Annotated in this window: 14 protein-coding genes and 1 pseudogene; all 15 read right to left on the bottom strand. The window is 62.1% G+C overall.

All coding sequences use genetic code 11. The annotated features are described in order from the left end of the window. Position 1: 1 nt before the first annotated feature. Positions 2 to 1,027 (bottom strand): ABC transporter ATP-binding protein, encoded by a 1,026-nt coding sequence (locus tag ATY77_RS13775; RefSeq protein WP_088687803.1) that lies wholly within the window; start codon positions 1,025 to 1,027, stop codon positions 2 to 4. Next, on the bottom strand, positions 1,020 to 1,799 hold the full coding sequence (locus tag ATY77_RS13770) for an ABC transporter permease (RefSeq protein ID WP_088687802.1): 780 nt from the start codon (positions 1,797 to 1,799) through the stop codon (positions 1,020 to 1,022). The genes ATY77_RS13775 and ATY77_RS13770 overlap by 8 nt, the downstream gene beginning before the upstream one ends. Continuing rightward, positions 1,796 to 2,623 carry an ABC transporter permease gene (locus ATY77_RS13765; RefSeq protein WP_088687801.1) on the bottom strand — a complete coding sequence of 276 codons (828 nt, stop codon included), beginning with the start codon at positions 2,621 to 2,623 and terminating at the stop codon, positions 1,796 to 1,798. Before ATY77_RS13765 ends, ATY77_RS13770 begins: the two co-directional genes overlap by 4 nt. A gap of 65 nt (positions 2,624 to 2,688) precedes the next feature. Continuing rightward, positions 2,689 to 3,711: an ABC transporter substrate-binding protein gene (locus tag ATY77_RS13760; RefSeq protein WP_088687800.1), complete on the bottom strand. Its 1,023-nt coding sequence runs from the start codon at positions 3,709 to 3,711 to the stop codon at positions 2,689 to 2,691. A gap of 1 nt (position 3,712) precedes the next feature. Beyond that, positions 3,713 to 4,757: pseudogene (locus ATY77_RS13755) on the bottom strand (LacI family DNA-binding transcriptional regulator). Between the two features lie 160 nt (positions 4,758 to 4,917). After that, positions 4,918 to 6,354, bottom strand: coding sequence for an efflux transporter outer membrane subunit (locus ATY77_RS13750; protein ID WP_088678029.1), 1,437 nt, complete (start codon positions 6,352 to 6,354; stop codon positions 4,918 to 4,920). A gap of 151 nt (positions 6,355 to 6,505) precedes the next feature. Continuing rightward, positions 6,506 to 9,616 carry an efflux RND transporter permease subunit gene (locus ATY77_RS13745; RefSeq protein WP_088687799.1) on the bottom strand — a complete coding sequence of 1,037 codons (3,111 nt, stop codon included), beginning with the start codon at positions 9,614 to 9,616 and terminating at the stop codon, positions 6,506 to 6,508. Positions 9,617 to 9,664: 48 nt separating this feature from the next. Continuing rightward, positions 9,665 to 10,876: an efflux RND transporter periplasmic adaptor subunit gene (locus tag ATY77_RS13740; RefSeq protein ID WP_088687798.1), complete on the bottom strand. Its 1,212-nt coding sequence runs from the start codon at positions 10,874 to 10,876 to the stop codon at positions 9,665 to 9,667. Positions 10,877 to 11,034: 158 nt separating this feature from the next. Continuing rightward, positions 11,035 to 11,637 carry a TetR family transcriptional regulator gene (locus tag ATY77_RS13735; protein ID WP_088687797.1) on the bottom strand — a complete coding sequence of 201 codons (603 nt, stop codon included), beginning with the start codon at positions 11,635 to 11,637 and terminating at the stop codon, positions 11,035 to 11,037. 109 nt (positions 11,638 to 11,746) lie between these two features. Further along, positions 11,747 to 12,691: a phosphoribosylaminoimidazolesuccinocarboxamide synthase gene (locus ATY77_RS13730; RefSeq protein ID WP_088687796.1), complete on the bottom strand. Its 945-nt coding sequence runs from the start codon at positions 12,689 to 12,691 to the stop codon at positions 11,747 to 11,749. Between the two features lie 85 nt (positions 12,692 to 12,776). Continuing rightward, positions 12,777 to 14,519 carry an SLC13 family permease gene (locus ATY77_RS13725; protein WP_088687795.1) on the bottom strand — a complete coding sequence of 581 codons (1,743 nt, stop codon included), beginning with the start codon at positions 14,517 to 14,519 and terminating at the stop codon, positions 12,777 to 12,779. 93 nt (positions 14,520 to 14,612) lie between these two features. After that, positions 14,613 to 15,299, bottom strand: coding sequence for a phosphoribosyltransferase (locus ATY77_RS13720; protein WP_088687794.1), 687 nt, complete (start codon positions 15,297 to 15,299; stop codon positions 14,613 to 14,615). Positions 15,300 to 15,313: 14 nt separating this feature from the next. Beyond that, complete coding sequence (locus ATY77_RS13715; protein WP_088687793.1) at positions 15,314 to 16,120, bottom strand: pseudouridine synthase; 807 nt, start codon at positions 16,118 to 16,120, stop codon at positions 15,314 to 15,316. 155 nt (positions 16,121 to 16,275) lie between these two features. Beyond that, the gene (locus tag ATY77_RS13710) at positions 16,276 to 16,482 is read right to left on the bottom strand and encodes a hypothetical protein (RefSeq protein ID WP_088678037.1); all 207 of its coding nucleotides are present in this window, start codon (positions 16,480 to 16,482) and stop codon (positions 16,276 to 16,278) included. 140 nt (positions 16,483 to 16,622) lie between these two features. Further along, a complete protein-coding gene (locus ATY77_RS13705; RefSeq protein ID WP_088687792.1) occupies positions 16,623 to 16,961 on the bottom strand; it encodes a hypothetical protein in 339 nt (112 codons plus the stop codon). Positions 16,962 to 17,369: the final 408 nt, after the last annotated feature.

The raw sequence follows: 17,369 nt of genomic DNA, 5'->3' as shown, positions 1-17,369 counted from the left end.
GTCACCCGAAGCGCTTGAGGTTGGCCGCGCCGGAGACCGGCAGGTCGAAGGCGAGGGTGCTACCGATCTCGTGCGGCGGCAGGCCTGCGTCGATCTCGGCCTTGATTGGCCCGAGCGGTGTATCGAGGAGATACTCGCGGCTGTTGCCGGCAAAGGAAGTGCCGCGCACCGTTCCCTGGAATGAACCTGAGCCGAGGATCACCGTGCGCGGACGCCAGGCCAAGCCTGCGGCAGCTTGCGGCGGCGGAGCGGAAAGTGCGACCGGGCCGTTCGGCGTCGCAAGCTTCCCGTCCTTGAGCGCAAAAACGTTCTCGAAGCCGACGAAATCGGCGACGAAGGCGGAGACGGGATTGTTATAGATTTCTTCCGGCGTGCCGATCTGCTCGATGCCGCCGTTCAGCATCACGACGATGCGGTCGGCTAGCGCCAGGGCCTCCACCTGGTCATGGGTCACGAAGATCATGGTGACGCCGGTTTCCTTTTGCACGCGCTGCAGTTCGGCGCGCATTTCCAAGCGAAGGCGGGCATCGAGATTGGAGAGCGGCTCGTCGAGCAGCAGCACCTTCGGCTCCATCACCATCGAGCGGGCGAGTGCGACGCGCTGCTGCTGACCGCCGGAGAGTTCGGTGGGCTTGCGGCCTGCGAAAGCGGTGAGGCCGACGGATTTCAGGCCGGCGCCGACGCGGGTATCGAGATCCGCGCCGGAGATGCCCTTGAGGCGCAGGCCGAAGGCGACGTTCTCGTAGACGGTCAGATGCGGGAACAAAGCGTAGGATTGGAAGACGAGACCGACGGCGCGTTTGTTGGCGGAGACGCGGGTGATATCGGCGCCGTCGAGGCGGATGCGGCCGGAGGCGGGCGTCAGCAGACCGGCAATGGCGCGCATCGTCGTCGTCTTGCCGCAGCCGGACGGCCCGAGAAGGGCGACGAGCTCGCCTTTGCCGATCGCAAGATCGAGATCCCTCACCGCGACTGTATCGCCGTAGCTCAGCGTCAGCTTGTCGAGTTGAAGATAGGCATCAGACATAACGCGAAAATCCCAGGAAGCGTTCGGCGAGGAAGACGATGCCGATCGACAGGAAAGCGAGAAGGGCGGAGAGCGCCGCGATGGACGGATCGTAGGTGGTTTCCATGTAACCCAGCATGTCGATCGGCAGCGTCCGAACGCCGGGGCCGGAAAGAAAGAGCGAGACCGGCACCTGATTGAAGCTGGTGACGAAGCCGAGGATGAAGGCGGCCAGAATGCCGCCGCGGATATTCGGCATCACCACGCGGAAGAAGGCCCCGAGCCTGGAGGAACCAAGCAATACGGCCGCTTCCTCGATATCCGAACGCAGATTGTCGAGGCTCGCGGAGACGACGCGCACGGCATAGGGCAGCACGAGGGCCGCGTGGGCGAAGAAGAGGGCAAGCGTGATGTTGAAGCCGAAGGGCACGACGAGATAACGCAGCAATGCCAGGCCGACGATGATGCCGGGAACGATGATCGGCAGCGAGACGATGGTGCGTACCGTCTCGGCTCCGGGCAGCCGGTAACGCGACAGGGCGTAGGCGGCGGGAATGCCGAGGACAAGGGCCGCGAGCGTTCCGAAAACGGCAAGGAACATCGACATGGCAAAGCTGTCGCGGAAGCTTTCGATGGTGAAGACCTTCATCACCCAGCGCAGCGACAGGCCCTGCGGCGGGAAGGCCAGCGTATCGCCTGCCGAGAGCGAGGCGGCGATGATGATCAGGAACGGGCCGATCAGGAAGACCAGCAAGAGGAAGAGCACCACGGGCGAAAAGAGACGGGCGGTCATCGGCGGCTCCTCGCCGTCGCCAGGCGTTTCAGCAGGAGATTGGCGGCAAAGCTCATGACGATCAGGATGAAGGCGATGACGCTCGCCGAGACGAAATCATTGGCGACGGAGACCTGCTGGTACATCAGGGTTTCGAGCATCAGCACCTTCGAGCCGCCGAGAATGGCGGGGGTGATGTAGGCGGTGAGCGAGCCGGTGAAGACGAGCGTGCCGCCGATGACGAGCCCTTCGCGGGTCAGCGGCAGGACGACCTTCCAGAAGACCTGGAACCAGTTGGCACCGAGAACACGGGCGGCGGGGATCGCATCCCTCGGCATGTTTTCAAGGGCGCTGATCAGCGACAGGATCATCAGCGGCAGGAAGAGCTGCAAGAGACCGATGAAGACGGCGGTTTCGGTGAAGAGCAGGCGCAGCGGCTCCGCACTGAAACCGAGGCCCGTGATCGCCTGGTTGACGATGCCGGTGCGGCCGAGAATGACGATCCAGGCATAGGTGCGCGCCACTGGCGAGATCATCAGCGGCAGGGTGACGAGGCCGATCATGCGCCCTTTGCCTGTCGGCGGCAGGTTGACGATGGCGAAGGCTGCGGCGTAGCCGATGACTGCCGAAACGGCGGTAACTTCGAGGCCGAGCCGGAAGGAGCGCAGGAAAACGGTGCGGTTCAGCGTCTCGGAAAAGAAGCCGGCATAGGCCGACAGCGTCCAGGCTCCGCCGGCGCGGAAGCCTTCCGACAGCAGGATTGCGACGGGCAGCAGAAAGACCAGGGTCGCGAAGACGGCGGCCGGCAGCGCAAGCGCCAGGGCTTCTGCACGGTTCTGGAACATGAGGCGCCTTTCCGGGAGAGGAGGGCGGCCCCGACGAGAAGGCCGGGACCGGTTTCAGAAGCGGCTTATTGACCGACCTTGTCGTTCCAGGTCTTCAGCCAGCCGGCGCGATTGTCGAGGGCGATGGCGGACGGGATCAGCTTGAGGCTCTTGGCCGTCTCCTCGCCATAGGTGAGGTTGTTGGCGGCGGCTTCGGAAAGCTTGACCTCGCTGTTGGCGGGGCTGTCGATCAGCTTTTCGGCGAGCTTGGTCTGGGTTTCGGTCGAAAGCCAGAAGTCCATGAACTGCATGGCAAGATCCTGGTTCTTCGAACCCTTGGTCAGCACCAGCACGTTCATGCCGCCGGTCTGACCCTCTTTCGGGGTTGCCCAGGCAACGGGCACGTCGAGCTTGGTGAAGCCTGCCCAGGAGAAGCGGCCGATGGGAGCCGCCCAGATCTCCTCCTGCTGCATGAGTTGCACGAGCTGGGAGGACTTTTCGTAGAATGTGACGACGTCGTCCTTCTTCTCGCCCAAGGCTTCGATCGGGCCCTTCAGATCGGGCGTATCCTTGCCGAGCGCCAGCCCCAGCATATAGAGCGCCGGCGGGCTCTGGTTGGTGGTGACATTGGGGAAGGCGACATGGCCGACATATTCCGGCTTCAGGAGATCGGCCCAGGATTCGATCTTCATCTTGTCGGAACGATAGGCGATCGAGGTGGCGTAGAATGTATAGCCGACGCTCATGCCGTCGCCATTCGGATCCTTGGCGACGTCGTAAAGCTTGGCGAAATTGGAAAGTTTGGCGGTATCGATCTTGTCGATCAGGCCGGCGCGCGAGGCGGCCAGCGCATCCGCCATCGAAACGGCGGCGAGATCGACGGCGGGATTGGCCTTGTTGGCTTCCATCTTGGCCAGGCGCTCGACGCTGTTGCCTGTTTCCACCACCAGCTTGCAGCCGCATTGGGCCTCGAAGGGATCGTAGACCAGCGTCTTGAAATCGTCCTGCGCGAAGGCATAGACGGATATGGTCAGCGTCCGTTCGGCGGCAGCCGCGCCAAGCGGGGACAGCGCTGCAAGCGCCACCGAGGCAATGAGAGCTTTTTTCATCTTACATGTTCTCCATCTCTGAGGTTTTTAGTGCCGGGTTCACGAGGCCCGGATGATTGGCGGACGATCAGCTGCATTGCGACGCGTTCGATCTCCGCGGTAACGAGCACGCCTTCCCGGGCGCGGCTTTTGCTTATGGTATCCGCCAGGGCCGAGACGGCGATCCCGGCAATCCTGTCCATGTCCATCCTGACCGTCGTCAGCGACGGAGTGACGACGGGCGACCAGATGAGGTCGTCGAAGCCGGTGACGCTGACATGGGCGGGAACATTGATGCCGGCCTGCTGCAGCTCCGTCAGCGCGCGCAGCGCCTGCAGATCGGAGAGGGCCGCGAAAGCGGTAAAACCCTGCCTCGCCCTTTCGGCCAGGCCGAGCGGACAGCCGTTGCCGCCATCCCGTTCCAGCTTGTCGATCCAGAGGGTTTCAGCCTGCATGCCGGGGCGGAGACCAGCGCGGATGCCGCCGGCGCGGTCGTTCTGAACGCTGGATTCCTGGTTGTTGCCAATAATGAGGATGCGCTGATGACCGAGATCGGCGAGATGGAGGGCGATTTCACGCCCGCCCTGCCAATGATCGGCGGAAACGGTGTTGCCCGGCGTCGAAGGCGTGTCGATGACGGCGACCGGACAGGCGGCAAACGTAATGCGGGTGGCGCGGCGCGGAATGACGACCATGCCATCGACGCCACGTTCGACCAGACGGTTGATCGCCTCGGCCTGTGCGGCGGCATCGCCGCGGGAATCCGCGATCAGCACGCCATAGCCCGCGGCGGAGGCTGCGAATTCGATCGCCTGTGCGATCTTCGGGAACAGTGGGTTGGCGATATCGGGCAGCACCAGGCCGAGAACGCCACTACGGCCGGTCCTGAGCGCCCGGCCGGCCTGGCTCGGGACATAACCGAGTTCGGCGGCATGCTCGCGAATTCTTTCGACCAATTGGTCGGAGACCCGGCCTTTCCCGGAAAGCGCGTTGGAGACCGTGGCAATCGAGACGCCGAGCGAGGTCGCTATCCTGCTGAGGTTGGGTCCCGGGCGCGATGAAGCCATTTCAGGTCGCCTGATTAATCGTTTAATCAGTCCTATATCAGCGATCGCCGCTTGTCGAATCCAAATTCCGTTGCTGCGCAATTATCCCATGCGAAGCCGCATGAAAAAAGCCCCGCGAGACGATCGCGGGGCTTGGTATTTTCCAGAAAGGCAATGCCAATCAGCTCTTGGCTTTTGCCGGAGCAACCTTCACCGGTACGGTGGTCTTGCCGCCGGGAGCATAGCCGCCGCCGACTGCGATGTTCAGCGAGACATAGTCCTTGGCCATCTGCTGGACGGCCTGGGCAAGGCTTGCCTGGGCGAGCGAGACCTGGCGCTGCGCGTCGAGAACGTCGAGCAGCGAGGAGGCGCCGTCCTTATAGGATGCGGTGGAAAGTTCGAGCGTTTCCTGCGTGGTCTTCACCTGAGCCTGAAGGGCGGCGACCGTCTGGGCGTCGCGCCGGACGGCTGCAAGCGCGTTCTCGACCTGCTCGACAGCGGTCAGCACCGTGGACTTCCAGTTGAGGTAGGCGGTGGCAGCAGTGGACTGTGCTGACTTGACGTTGGCACGCAGACGGCCGCCGTCGAAGATCGGCAGGTTGAGGGTCGGACCGAAGGACCACGGGGTCAGGTCGCCATGAATGCCGCGCTGGTTGATGTAGGAGGGCGAGATCGAACCGCTGAGCGAGATGCTCGGGTAAAGCTGCGCTTCGGCAACACCGATATTGGCCGTTGCTGCGGCGAGGTCCCGTTCGGCGACACGAATGTCCGGACGGTTGCGGATCAGGTCTGCCGGGATGCCGGAATTGATGCCGCCGCGGAATACCGGCTGGCCACGGCCCTTCAGCAATTCGTCGACGAGAGCCGAGGCCGGCAGGCCGAGCAGCGTGGCGATGTGATGGGCCGAGATGCGGATGTTGGTTTCGAGGCCGGGGATTTCGGCAAGCGTCGACTGGACGAGACCTTCGGCCTGGACGACATCGAGACGCGAGGCGGCGCCGGCCTCAAGCTGGAACTTGGTCAGTTCGTAGGTTTCCTGACGAGACTTCAGGTTGGCCCTCGAAAGCGCCAGGCGCTGCTGATAGTAGCGAACGTCGATGTAGCTCGAGACGAGATCCTGCACCAGGGTCAGCTTGGCGACATCGGCAGATGCGTAGGCGGAATCGAGCGAAGCGAGCGCGCTCTCGGTGCTGCGCTTGTAGAGACCGAAGAGATCGAGCAGCCAGCTCAGCTGGACGTCGCCGGCACTGGTGTTGCGCGTGTCGAACTGCGTGCGCAGCTCGCCCCTCTGGCCGCTGACCGTGTGCGAGCCGCCGACCGTCAGGTTCGGCAGGCCGCCGGCACCGGCGGTGGTGACGTTGGCGGACGCCGCATTGATGCGTTCGATCGCCTGCTGGACGCTGAGGTTCTGGTCGAGGCCGGCCTGGACATAGCCATTCAGTTTGGGATCGTTGAAGGCGGTCCACCAGGCTGCGGTAGCAACATCACCTACACTCTTCGTCCCGCCTTCTCCGAATTTGGCGGGCAGCGGCATTTCAGGAGGAGCATGATCCGGGCCTACAACACAGCCCGACAGTAATAACAATAATGCCGGTGTGGCAAAACGAAGAGATACCATTCATTTCTTCCTGTACTCGAGCAAGTCAATTCTTGTCCGAAGCTTCATGCTTCACTATCGGCCGCCGCGCCTCGTTCTACCAATAACACACACTCCGAAGCAGTCGGGCGCAATGTAGCAATCGGAACAGCATTATCACAGTGCATTTATATCACACTGATGCCGCATTTTTGCCGCGTGTGGCAAAGATGCGTCGGATCACGACGAAAAAGGGCGGCACAAAGAAAATTCCGAGCAGCGTCGCCGCGAGCATGCCGCCGAGAACGCCGATGCCGATGGCGTTCTGCGCCGCCGAGCCCGCGCCTGTCGCGATGGCCAGCGGCACGACGCCGAGAATGAAGGCGAGCGAGGTCATGATGATCGGCCGCAGGCGTAGTCTCGCAGCCTCCAGCGTCGCCTCGTAGAGTCCCAGCCCGCTTTCCATCCGGTCCTTGGCGAATTCGACGATCAGGATCGCGTTCTTCGCCGCAAGCCCGATCGTGGTCAGCAGGCCGACCTTGAAATAGACGTCGTTCGCCTGGCCGAAAAGCGTTGCCGCCGCCAGCGCGCCGAGAATGCCGACCGGCACCGCCATGATCACCGAGAAGGGGATCGACCAGCTTTCGTAAAGCGCCGCCAGGCAGAGGAAGACGACGAGAACGGAAATCGCATAGAGCATCGGCGCTTGCGAGCCGGAAAGGCGCTCCTGATAGGAGATGCCCTGCCAGGCGACCGTGTAGCCACCGCCGAGCTGTTCGGTCAGCGCTTCCATTTCGTTCATCGCATCGCCGGAGGACACGCCGGGAGCCGAAGCGCCGTCGAGCGGGATGGCGCTGACTGCGTTGAAACGGGCAAGCGAGGGTGCGCCCTTCACCCATTCTGTTTTGGTAAAGGCGGAGAAGGGCACCATTTCGCCTGAAGTGTTGCGGGCATACCAGTGGTTCAGATCGTCCGGCTGCATGCGGAAGGGCGCGTCGCCCTGGACATAGACCGGCTTGATCTCGCCGTTCAGCGTGAAGTCGTTGACGTCGCGGCCGGTGAAGATGATCGACAGCATCGAATTGACCGAGGCGATGTCGACGCCCATGGCGCCGATCTTTTCCTGATCGAGCACGATGCGCATCTGCGGCTCGACTTCCTTGTTGCTGCTGCGCAGCGCCACGACCTTGCCCGACGAGTTGCCCATCTGGATGAGCCGCTTGGAGGCGGCCGTCAGAGCATCGTTGCCATGGCCGCCGGTATCGACGAGATACATGGAAAAGCCGCTCGACACGCCGAGGCCCTGGATCGCCGGCGGCAGAAGCGCGAAGACCTGTGCCTCGCGTATCGCAAAGAAGCTGCGCAGCGCCCGATTGACGACCGACTGTGCACTCAGATTAGGATCGGTGCGCTGCGAGAAGTCCTTGAGTTTGGTGAAGACGATGGCGCTGTTCTGTCCGGAGCCGCTGAAGCCGAAGCCCAGGGCGCCGAAGACGGACTCGACGGCATCCTTCTCGTTTTCCCGGTAGTAATTTTCGACCTTCTCGACGACCGCCTGGGTCTGCTGTGTGGTCGAGCCCGGTGGCGTGGTGACGATGGTCAGCAGCACGCCTTGGTCTTCCTGCGGCAGGAACGAGCTTGGTAGGCGGGTGAAGAGGTAGGCGCAGCCGGCGCCGACGAGAAGGAAGACCAGCATGACGCGGATCGGCCGCTTCAGGAGATAGCCGATGGTCTTGACATAACCGTTGGTCGAGCGCGTGAAGTTGCGGTTGAACCAGTCGCCGACGCGGTGCTTCCTGTGTTCGGTGACCGGCTTCAGCATCGTGGCGCAGAGCGCCGGCGTTAGCACGATGGCGACAAGCGCCGACAGCAGCATGGCCGAGACGATGGTGATCGAGAACTGGCGGTAGATGATGCCGGTCGAACCGCCGAAGAAGGCCATCGGAATGAAGACGGCGGTCAGCACCAGCGCGATGCCGACAATGGCGCCGGTGATCTCGCCCATCGATTTTTCCGTCGCCTCGAGCGGCGAAAGCTTTTCTTCGGACATGATGCGCTCGACGTTTTCGACGACGACGATCGCGTCGTCGACGAGAAGGCCGATCGCCAGAACCATGGCGAACATCGTCAGCGTATTGATGGAATAACCGGTCGCCGCCAGCACTCCGAAAGTGCCGAGCAGCACCACGGGAACGGCAATCGTCGGGATCAGCGTCGCGCGGAGATTCTGCAGGAAGACGAGCAGCACCACGAAGACGAGGACGATCGCCTCGATCAGCGTATGCACGACCTTTTCGATCGACAGTTCCACGAAGGGCGTGGTGTCGTAAGGATAGGTGATCTTCACACCTTCCGGCAGAGTGCGGCCGATGACGTCGAGTGCCGAGCGCACGCGGGCGGCGGTATCGATGGCGTTGGCGCCGATCGCCAGATTGACGGCGAAACCGCTGGAGGGCAGGCCGTTGTAGCGCGAACTGCCGCCGTAGCTTTCCTGGCCGATCTCGATACGCGAGACGTCGCTGAGGCGCACCGTCGCGCCGTCCTTTTCGACCTTCAGAATGATATGCTCGAAATCGGCGACGGTGGTCAGCTGGCTTTGCGCCGTGATGGTGACGTTCAGCTGCTGGCCGGGAATCGTCGGCTGGGCGCCGAGCGAGCCGACGGAAACCTGGGTGTTCTGCGCCTGGATCGCTGCCGTGACGTCGCTTGGCGTCAGCTGATATTTCAAGAGCTTGAAGGGATCGATCCAGACGCGCATGGCGTATCCCGAACCGAAGACGTTGATACTGCCGACGCCTTCCAGGCGCTGGATCTGATCCTCGACGGAGGTCGACATGATGTTGCCAAGATCGACCGAACTGCGCTTACCATCGGTCGAAACGAGCGAGCCGACGAGAAGGATGCTGGAAGTCGAGCGGGTCACGCTGATGCCGGCATCGATGACATCACCCGGAAGCTGCGACTGGACGAGCTGCAGCTTGTTCTGCACCTGCACCTGGGCGATATCGGGATCGATGCTGGTTCCGAAGGTGAGCTGGACGCTGGCCGACCCGGTCGACGAGGTCGAGGTCATGTAGGTGAGGTCGTCGAGGCCGGTCATGCCGTCCTCGATGATCGTCGTCACCGATTTCTCGACGGTCTCGGCGCTGGCGCCGCGATAGGTGGCGTTGATGCGGACCGTCGTCGGGGCGATGTCGGGATATTGCGAAATCGACAGGGTGTAGATCGCCAGCAGGCCGGCGAGCATGATGGTGATCGCAATGACCCAGGCGAAAATCGGACGTCGGATGAAAAACTTGGCCATCGGTTGTTCCTGTGCGGCTGAGACAGTGACGATGCAAACCCGAAGCGATTATTTCGCTGCGGGCTTTCCTGCGTCACCGACCGCGGGCTGCTCGGCAGGCACGACCACGCCGTTGTCGTTGATCTTCATCGGGACCGGCGTTACCGGCATGCCTGCGGTCACCGACTGCAGACCGGTGACGATCAGCTGATCGCCGTCCTTGATGCCTTCGGTCACCAGCCAGGAATTGTTGGAGGGCGAGCTGTTCTCGAAGGCGCGGGTTTCGACCTTGCCGTCGGCTGAAATGAACTGCGCCGTCAGCCGGCCGTTGGCGTCGCGGCTCGTTGCGAGCTGCGGCAGCGCGTAGCCGTTCTCGGCGCCGAGTTCGACGGTGGCACGGACATACATGCCGGGCAGGACGACGCGATCGGGATTGGGGAAGAGCACGCGGATGATGAAGGTGCCTGTGGTCTCACTGACCACCTGCTTCGACATGTCGAGCTTGCCCTGCTGGTTATATTCCTTGCCGTTTTCGAGGATCAGGTGGAAAGCGACGTTCTCCGCGCCCTTGATGTCGCCGGCCGCCATGGCATCGCGCAGCCGCAGCAGGTTGGTGCTCGATTCCGTCAGGGAGATATAGATCGGGTCGAGCTGGCGGATCGTCGTCAGCGCCGTCGTCTGGTTGGCCGAGACGACGTTGCCGACATTATAGGCGGTCTGGTCGATGATGCCGTCGAAGGGTGCGACGATCTTGGTGTGATCGAGGTCGATCTGCGCGGCGGAAAGGGCGGCCTTTGCCGACTCGACCTCGGCCTTCGCCTGGAGAAGCGTCGTCCTGGCCGTCTCGTATTCGATCTGCGTGGCGCCGCTGCCGACGAGGCGCTGGTAGCGTTCGAGATTGCTTTCAGCGCTCGGCACGCTCGCCTCGGCCTTGGAGATTGCCGCCTTGGCCTGCTCGACCGCGGCAATATAGGGCGCATCCTCGATCTGATAGAGAAGGTCACCCTTCTTGATCTCGCCGCCTTCCCTGAAGGCGATCTCGCGGATGATGCCGCTCACCTGCGGCCGGATATCGGCCGTCTGGAAGGATTCGGCGCGGCCGGGAAGGATCGTGGTAACAGGGAAACTAGCCTTCTTCAGCGCCACCACGCCGACCGGCGCTGCCTGCTGCGCCGCGCCTGCGCCGGCATTGCCGGCCGGTTTGCTGGCGTTGTCGCTGCAGGCGCCAAGCAAGGCGCCGGCCAGGAGGGCCGAGGAAATGAGCAGGGCACGCCGTATCATTCTTGAATTCCCATGCGGTGGCAATTGCCGTTCGATCCACGGGCTCGGCCGGGCCGAGCGCAGGCTTATATAAGCGTCAGGATTGATCTGGCTTCAGATGCCATTACACCCGAGTCTAAGAAAAGCTTTACGAAGTGACGTAAGTCAGCAATCGTCACTTAGCAAGCGTTATTTTGCAGTGCGGCATCGACGAAGCCGACGATTTCCCCGGCGCGCTGCACCAGCGTCTCCTTGTCGTCGCGGACGATGAGGATAGGATGCAGCACGCAGGCCAGCACATCGGCGACGGTATGCGCCGCGCGCTCGGGCTCGCGACATTGGTAGCGTCCTTCCGCCATGCCCTTGCGAATGATCTCGCTGAGTTTTTCCTCGATACGGGCGCGGTAGCGATTGCCGGCTTCGAGTTTGGCCTCGATGGTCGAAAGCACCATTTCGAAGATGTAAGGGCTCTTCTGTATATCCTGCAGATGACCCTCGAGCAGGCGCAGCACGAAGCGGAGCAGCTGCTCTTTCGCGGGCATGTCCTGGTCGAGAGGGACGAAACGTTCGGCGGCATTGTCGAGATGGCGTCCGGCGATGGCATCGACCAGTGCGACCTTGGAACGGAAATGCTTGAAGACATTGGCGGGCGACATGTTGAGCGCGCCGGCGATATCGGCGATCGACACCGCGACATAGCCGCGCTCGCGAAACAGCATCTCCGCCATGCAGAGGATGTCCCGCCGCGTTTCCTCGGCCTTGCGCCTCGGCCTTCTCGCCATCTGCTCCCCGCCGGGCCGCGCCCGGTATCCCTTTTTGCTTATGCTAGCGCGACTACACGAGAGCTGCCAAGCCGATGCTCGGCCCGGCGGCTTCGTGCGTCGTCCTTTTTCAAGGGAAATAGCGGGCGAGGTTGTTTCGGACACGGGTAAGCGGCGTCTCGCGGCTATCGTCGGGAACGAAGCGTTCGCCGGTGATCGCCTCATAGGCCCTGATGTAGACGCCCGAGGTCTGCTCGATCAGTTCGACGGGAATTTCCGGAATTTCGTCCTTGTAGGGATCGCAACGCTCCGCCACCCAGGCGCGGACGAAATCCTTGTCGAAACTTTCCGGCCGCTTTCCAGCCGCAAAACTTGCCGGGTAGCTTTCGGCAAGCCAGTAGCGGCTGCTATCCGGCGTGTGGATCTCGTCGGCGAGGATGATGTTGCCGTCGCCATCGGTGCCGAATTCATATTTGGTATCGACGAGGATCAGGCCGCGCTCGGCCGCCATCTTCTGGCCGCGGGCGAAGAGGGCGAGCGCGTATGCCGACAAGGTTTCCCACTGTTGGCTTGTCAGGAGGCCGCGCGTGACGATTTCGGCAGGCGTCAGCGGCTCGTCATGGCCGCCATCGAATTCCTTGCTGGTCGGCGTGATGACGGGCTCCGGTAGAATCTGGTTGTCGCGCATGCCGTCCGGAAGGCGCATGCCGTACATTTCCCGCTCGCCCTTCTTATAGAGCGTCAGGATTGAGGTGCCGGTGGTGCCGGCAAGATAACCACGCACGACGATCTCGACCGGCAGGATGTCGAGCCGCTTGCCGATGACGACATTCGGATCGGGATAGTCGAGGACGTGGTTCGGGCAGATGTCCGTCGTCGCTTCGAACCAATAGCGCGCTGTTTGCGTCAACACCTGACCCTTATAGGGAATGCAGGTAAGGATGCGGTCGAAAGCGCTCAGCCGGTCGGTGCTGATGATGATGCGGCGTCCGTCCGGAAGGTCGTAATTCTCGCGCACCTTGCCGCGATAATAGTTCGGCAGTTCCGGGAAATGGGCTTCGGAGAGGATTCGCACGGCGCTCGACTGTCCTTGTGGTTGGCTGACGGCTTCCTGCTCTAGTTTCATTGCCGGGGAAGTCAAGTCGAGCCCAACTATCGCATCACAGCCAGAACAGGGCCAGGAAAAACAAAGCAAGGCCATAACATGCGACGGTGAGCGGCCAGCCGGCGCGCAGGAAGTCGCCGAAGCGGTAGCCGCCTATGCCCATCGCCAGCGTATTGTTGTGATGGCCGAAGGGGGTGAGGAAATCGAGCGACGCACCGGCGGCAACGGCGATCAGATAGGCATCCGGCGCGTGCTGTCCGGCCTTTGCGAATTCCAGCGCGATCGGGGTCAGCACGATCGCGACCGTCGCGTTGTTGACGAAGGGCGTCAATGCCATGGCGAGGAAGAGGATGAGCGCGATGCCGGAGAAAGGATCGGCGATCGGCACCACGAGGCTCAGCCAGCCGGCAATGGTTTCGGCCGCTCCGGTGGTGGCCATTGCCTGGCCGATCGGGATCATCGCCGCGAGCATGATGATGATCGGCCAGTTGAGATCGGCCATGGCCTGACGGATGTTCAGGAGGTTGAGCAGGGCGAGCGCGAGGATGACGCAGGCAAAGGCGATGTCGGGATGCAGGCCGGCCGCGGAGGCGGCGACGCCGCCGGCAAAAAGCGCGAAAGGCCGCCATGAGAGCACGACAGGTTCGACCGGCACTGTCTGAGCGAGCGGCAGACACTCGCTTTCATCAAGCGCTTCGGCGATCGCCGTGCGCGATCCTTCCAGCGTCAATATATCGCCGATCGATAGCTGCAGATCGAGAAAGCGGCCCTCGATGCGCGGCGCGCGCATGGACAGAGCGGTGACCGCGACGCCGCGGCTGTGAAAGACTTCGAGCGAGCGGATGCGTGAGCCGACCAGCGTGCTTTCCGGCATGACGACGCTTTCGACGCGGGCGAAATCCGCCTGATTTCCGTCCGGGTGGGCATCGGCCAGCAGCGTCTGCGCGGCGGAGAGGCCGGCAAAGGTGGTATCGCCACCTTCGGCAAGCAGCACATCGCCGGCTTCGATCACCGATTGGTCGAGCGGACCGAAGACGAAATTGTCGGCGCGGATCAGGGCGTGCGGCTTGATGCCGAAACGCGCCGAACACTCGGAAAGCCGTACGCCGATCAGCGGCGAGGCATCGGGAACGCGACGCTCGACGACAATGCGGCGTGCAATTGAAGAGATCGTGGCCGGTGCTTCGTCAGGTTCCGGAAACAGACGCTGCACGCGAAAGGCAATGAGAAGAATGCCGGCGATCGCCACGGGCAGGCCGACATAGGCGAAATCGAAAAAGCGAAAGCCCGTTCCCGTTGCCTTGGCGAGCCCATCGCTGACAAGCAGATTGGCCGGCGTGCCGATCAGTGAAACCATGCCGCCGAGCAGCGCCGCAAAGGAAAGCGGCATGACGATCTGGCGACGGGGAATGGCAAGCGCCGTGCCGAGCCCGAGTGCTACCGGCAGCGTAATTGCGAAGGCGCCGATATTGTTCATGAAGATGGAAATGAAACCGGCGAGCGAGGACGTGCCTGATATGACTTTGAAGCGCGAGGGCTTAGCGGCCGCGAAGCGGGTGGCAAGGCTGTCGAAGAGCTTAGCGCGCGCAAGCACCTGAACGATCAGCAGGATTTCGATGACGGTGATGACGACGGGGCTGGCGAAGCCGGTGAAGATCTGATCGGCTGGATAAAGACCAAGCGCATAACCGGCAAGCAGGCCGGCGATCGAGACGATCTCGATGCGGATGCGATCGAGCGAAAAGAAAATGAGCATCGCCAGCAGAAGGACCAGCAGGGATGCTTGTTCAAACGACATGGGCGGATCCCGTATGCATGTGTCAGCCGGACTGTGCTCGTCCGGTGCGCTATAAAGCGGTGCCGGCCGGCAAGATTCAATCCCGAGATTTCGTTAGAGCCGTGCTACCTGCCACCGGCCCGCGGCGTTCCGCTCCAGCATCGGCGTTGCGAAGACGCCAGCAATGCGCGCCGCCCATTGCGGCCCGGCCGCCGCCAGCTTTTCGCGCCAGCGCTCCGACTGCAGCATTGCCGCGCCGATGGCGACAGGTTCGATGCCGCAGGCGGCAAGCAGCTCAAGACCGGCGACGATCGAGGCGCCGCTGGAGATGACGTCATCGATCAGGGCGACGCGCCGTTCCGCAAGCAGCGGCAGCATGCGCGGATCGATATAGAGGCGTTTCTGCTGCGTCGGCGTGGTGATCGAGGACAGGGCAACGGAGAGCTCGTCGCGGTACCAGAATTTGCGCGATGTGCCGAGCGGGACATAGCGGCCATGCCCGAGCTTTTGCGCGACCGCGGCGGCCAGTGTCAGGCCGAGAGTCGGCAGGCCCGCGACGATATCGATCCGCATGGGCCTGATCTTTTCGGCGAGGCTCTCGACAAGGGCATCGAGCACGGCAAAGCTCGCCTGGTTGACGATCAGCGAGGCGAGGGCATGATCGCCATCGGCGAGCACCCGGATCGGCAGGCGAAGCTGGCGGCCGTCTTCCAATGCGGCGATATAGAAGGAGGTGAACTCCTTCTGCTCGGCAAATTTGCCGGGCGGATGAAGCTCCTGCCAGAAATCGTGCGGCGCCATATCAGTCACATCGGTCAATTGCGCCTCGTCCTTTCCAGGCCGGCTTTCCGGCGTAGCCCCTGCAATTCGGCTTCGGTCAGCGCACGCACGGCGCCTTTCGGCAACTCGCCGAGTTCGAGCCCGCCGATCGCGACGCGGACGAGCCGCAGACACTCGGTATCGAGCGCCTCCAGCATGCGGCGGATCTGGCGGTTGCGGCCTTCGTCGAGCTCCACCTCGATCCATGAATTTTTGTCGCCCTGGCGCAGGCGCCGCGCGGCGGTTGCCGTCAGCAGCTCGCCGTCGTGGCGGATGCCTGACGTCATGGCGGCTATCGCCTCGTCGTCCATGAGGCGATCGATCTGCACATGATAGGTTTTCGTCAGATGCGTGACCGGATCGAGCAGGATCTGGGCGAATTCCGTGTCGTTGGTGAACAGCAGCAGGCCTTCGCTCGCCTTGTCGAGCCGCCCGACGGGGGAGAGGTGCGGGATGTCGAAATCCTTGAGGCAATCATAGACCGTCGGCCGGCCTTCGGGATCGTCCCGGGTGGTGACGAGCCCGCGCGGCTTGTTGAGCATGAGATAGATTTTCGCCTCGGCGGCGACGAGGCGGCCGTCGACGGTTATCCTTGCTGTGGAAAGATCGACCCATGCGGAGGCATCGGTGACCCTGCGGCCATCGACTGCGACGCGGTTTTCGGCGATCAGCCGTTCGGCCTGCGTACGGGAACAATAACCGAGCTTGGATAGGGCGCGTGGGATGGTGACTCGCTTGGCTGCGGCGTCGGCGGCCGGCTTTGTGCGCTCGCGCGTCTTGTGCGGTGGACGCCGCTCCCTCATCTGCCATCCTTGTGCTGTCTTCGAATGCCTTCTCTTGGCATGAACAGCGCAAGGAGGCCAGCAAGGTGATTAAAAACCCAGGATAAGCGGGCGTCACAAGAAAACATCAGCGCTTTGGGGCAAAGCGCCGTCAGGCATGATCGATCGTGCGATCTTCAGCGGCAGGCCATGAAACCGGCCAATTCCTTGCGGCTGACAACGATACCGGCGGCGGCCTTGGCCGGATCCGGGTGTGTGTAGGATAAACTTGGCATTTCCGGCAGTTCGAGCGCCTGACGCATGTTCATGATACCGACCGCGTAACGGCCATTGGCGCCGTCGACGCTGACTTCAATGATGCAATTGGCCCTCTTGTTTTCCATGTGTCGTCCTCCCTGTAGTTTTTTATGTTCCCACCACTGCCATTAAAAATTGGTTTTTCTGAGACATAAGCGTTTACGCACCCTGCCGAAAAATAGATCGGTGGGTGCGTAAAAATACTGATTTTCAGCGGATCGGCGTTTTAGCGCCACCAATGGCGGGGCTGCGGCTGCGAACTGCCGGCAAGCAGATATCCGGCGAGAAAGCCAAGCGCCCCTGCCAGCATCAATGCAGTGGTGGTCGCGGCCGCGTGTTCACGAGCGGCCCCGGCGGCAGCGGCCCCTTCGGCCCGGATCTGGGCCACGGCGTTTTTCGCACGGGGAAGGGCATCTTCATAAACCTTGCCGGCGCGGCCGCGCACCTCGTAATAAGCTTCGGCGCCCTGCGCGGAAATCATCTTCTGCAAGCGCGAGACTTCTTGCTGGAGTGCTGCGATGTCCTTGCTTACAGATGTCCTGATATCATCGGTATTGGCAGCCATGTCGGTCTCCTTTCTTCAATGGGAAAGACAACACCTCAGACGGCGATAGGTTCCGAAATGGCAGCCGTTGATTTGTGACGGAAATTTAAAGCGCCTTGGCCCGAGGCGCTTTCATCCTCCGTTAACCATAAATCCGCTCAAGACGCTGTTTTTTCGTTATCTTTCGGCGGCTGACGACGGGTTTTCAGCGGATTTTTGACCGGTTGATAAAAGAATTTTCGCGGATCCGGCCTGAAAGGGCGGCCTGTGGATAATGCCGGCGGGTAAAAACATGTTCCGAATCAACCCGTTACAAAATTGTCAAAAAACTTTTGGTATGGCTGTTGACTTAGAAAAGGGGTTGGTTCTATAAGCCCACTCACTGAACGAGGGCGGCGGCGCTGCTGGCGACGAAGTCTTTCGTTCTAA

Source organism: Rhizobium sp. R634 (genome assembly GCF_002211305.1).
Lineage (GTDB): Bacteria > Pseudomonadota > Alphaproteobacteria > Rhizobiales > Rhizobiaceae > Rhizobium.
This window is presented reverse-complemented; position numbering and strand designations above follow the sequence as displayed.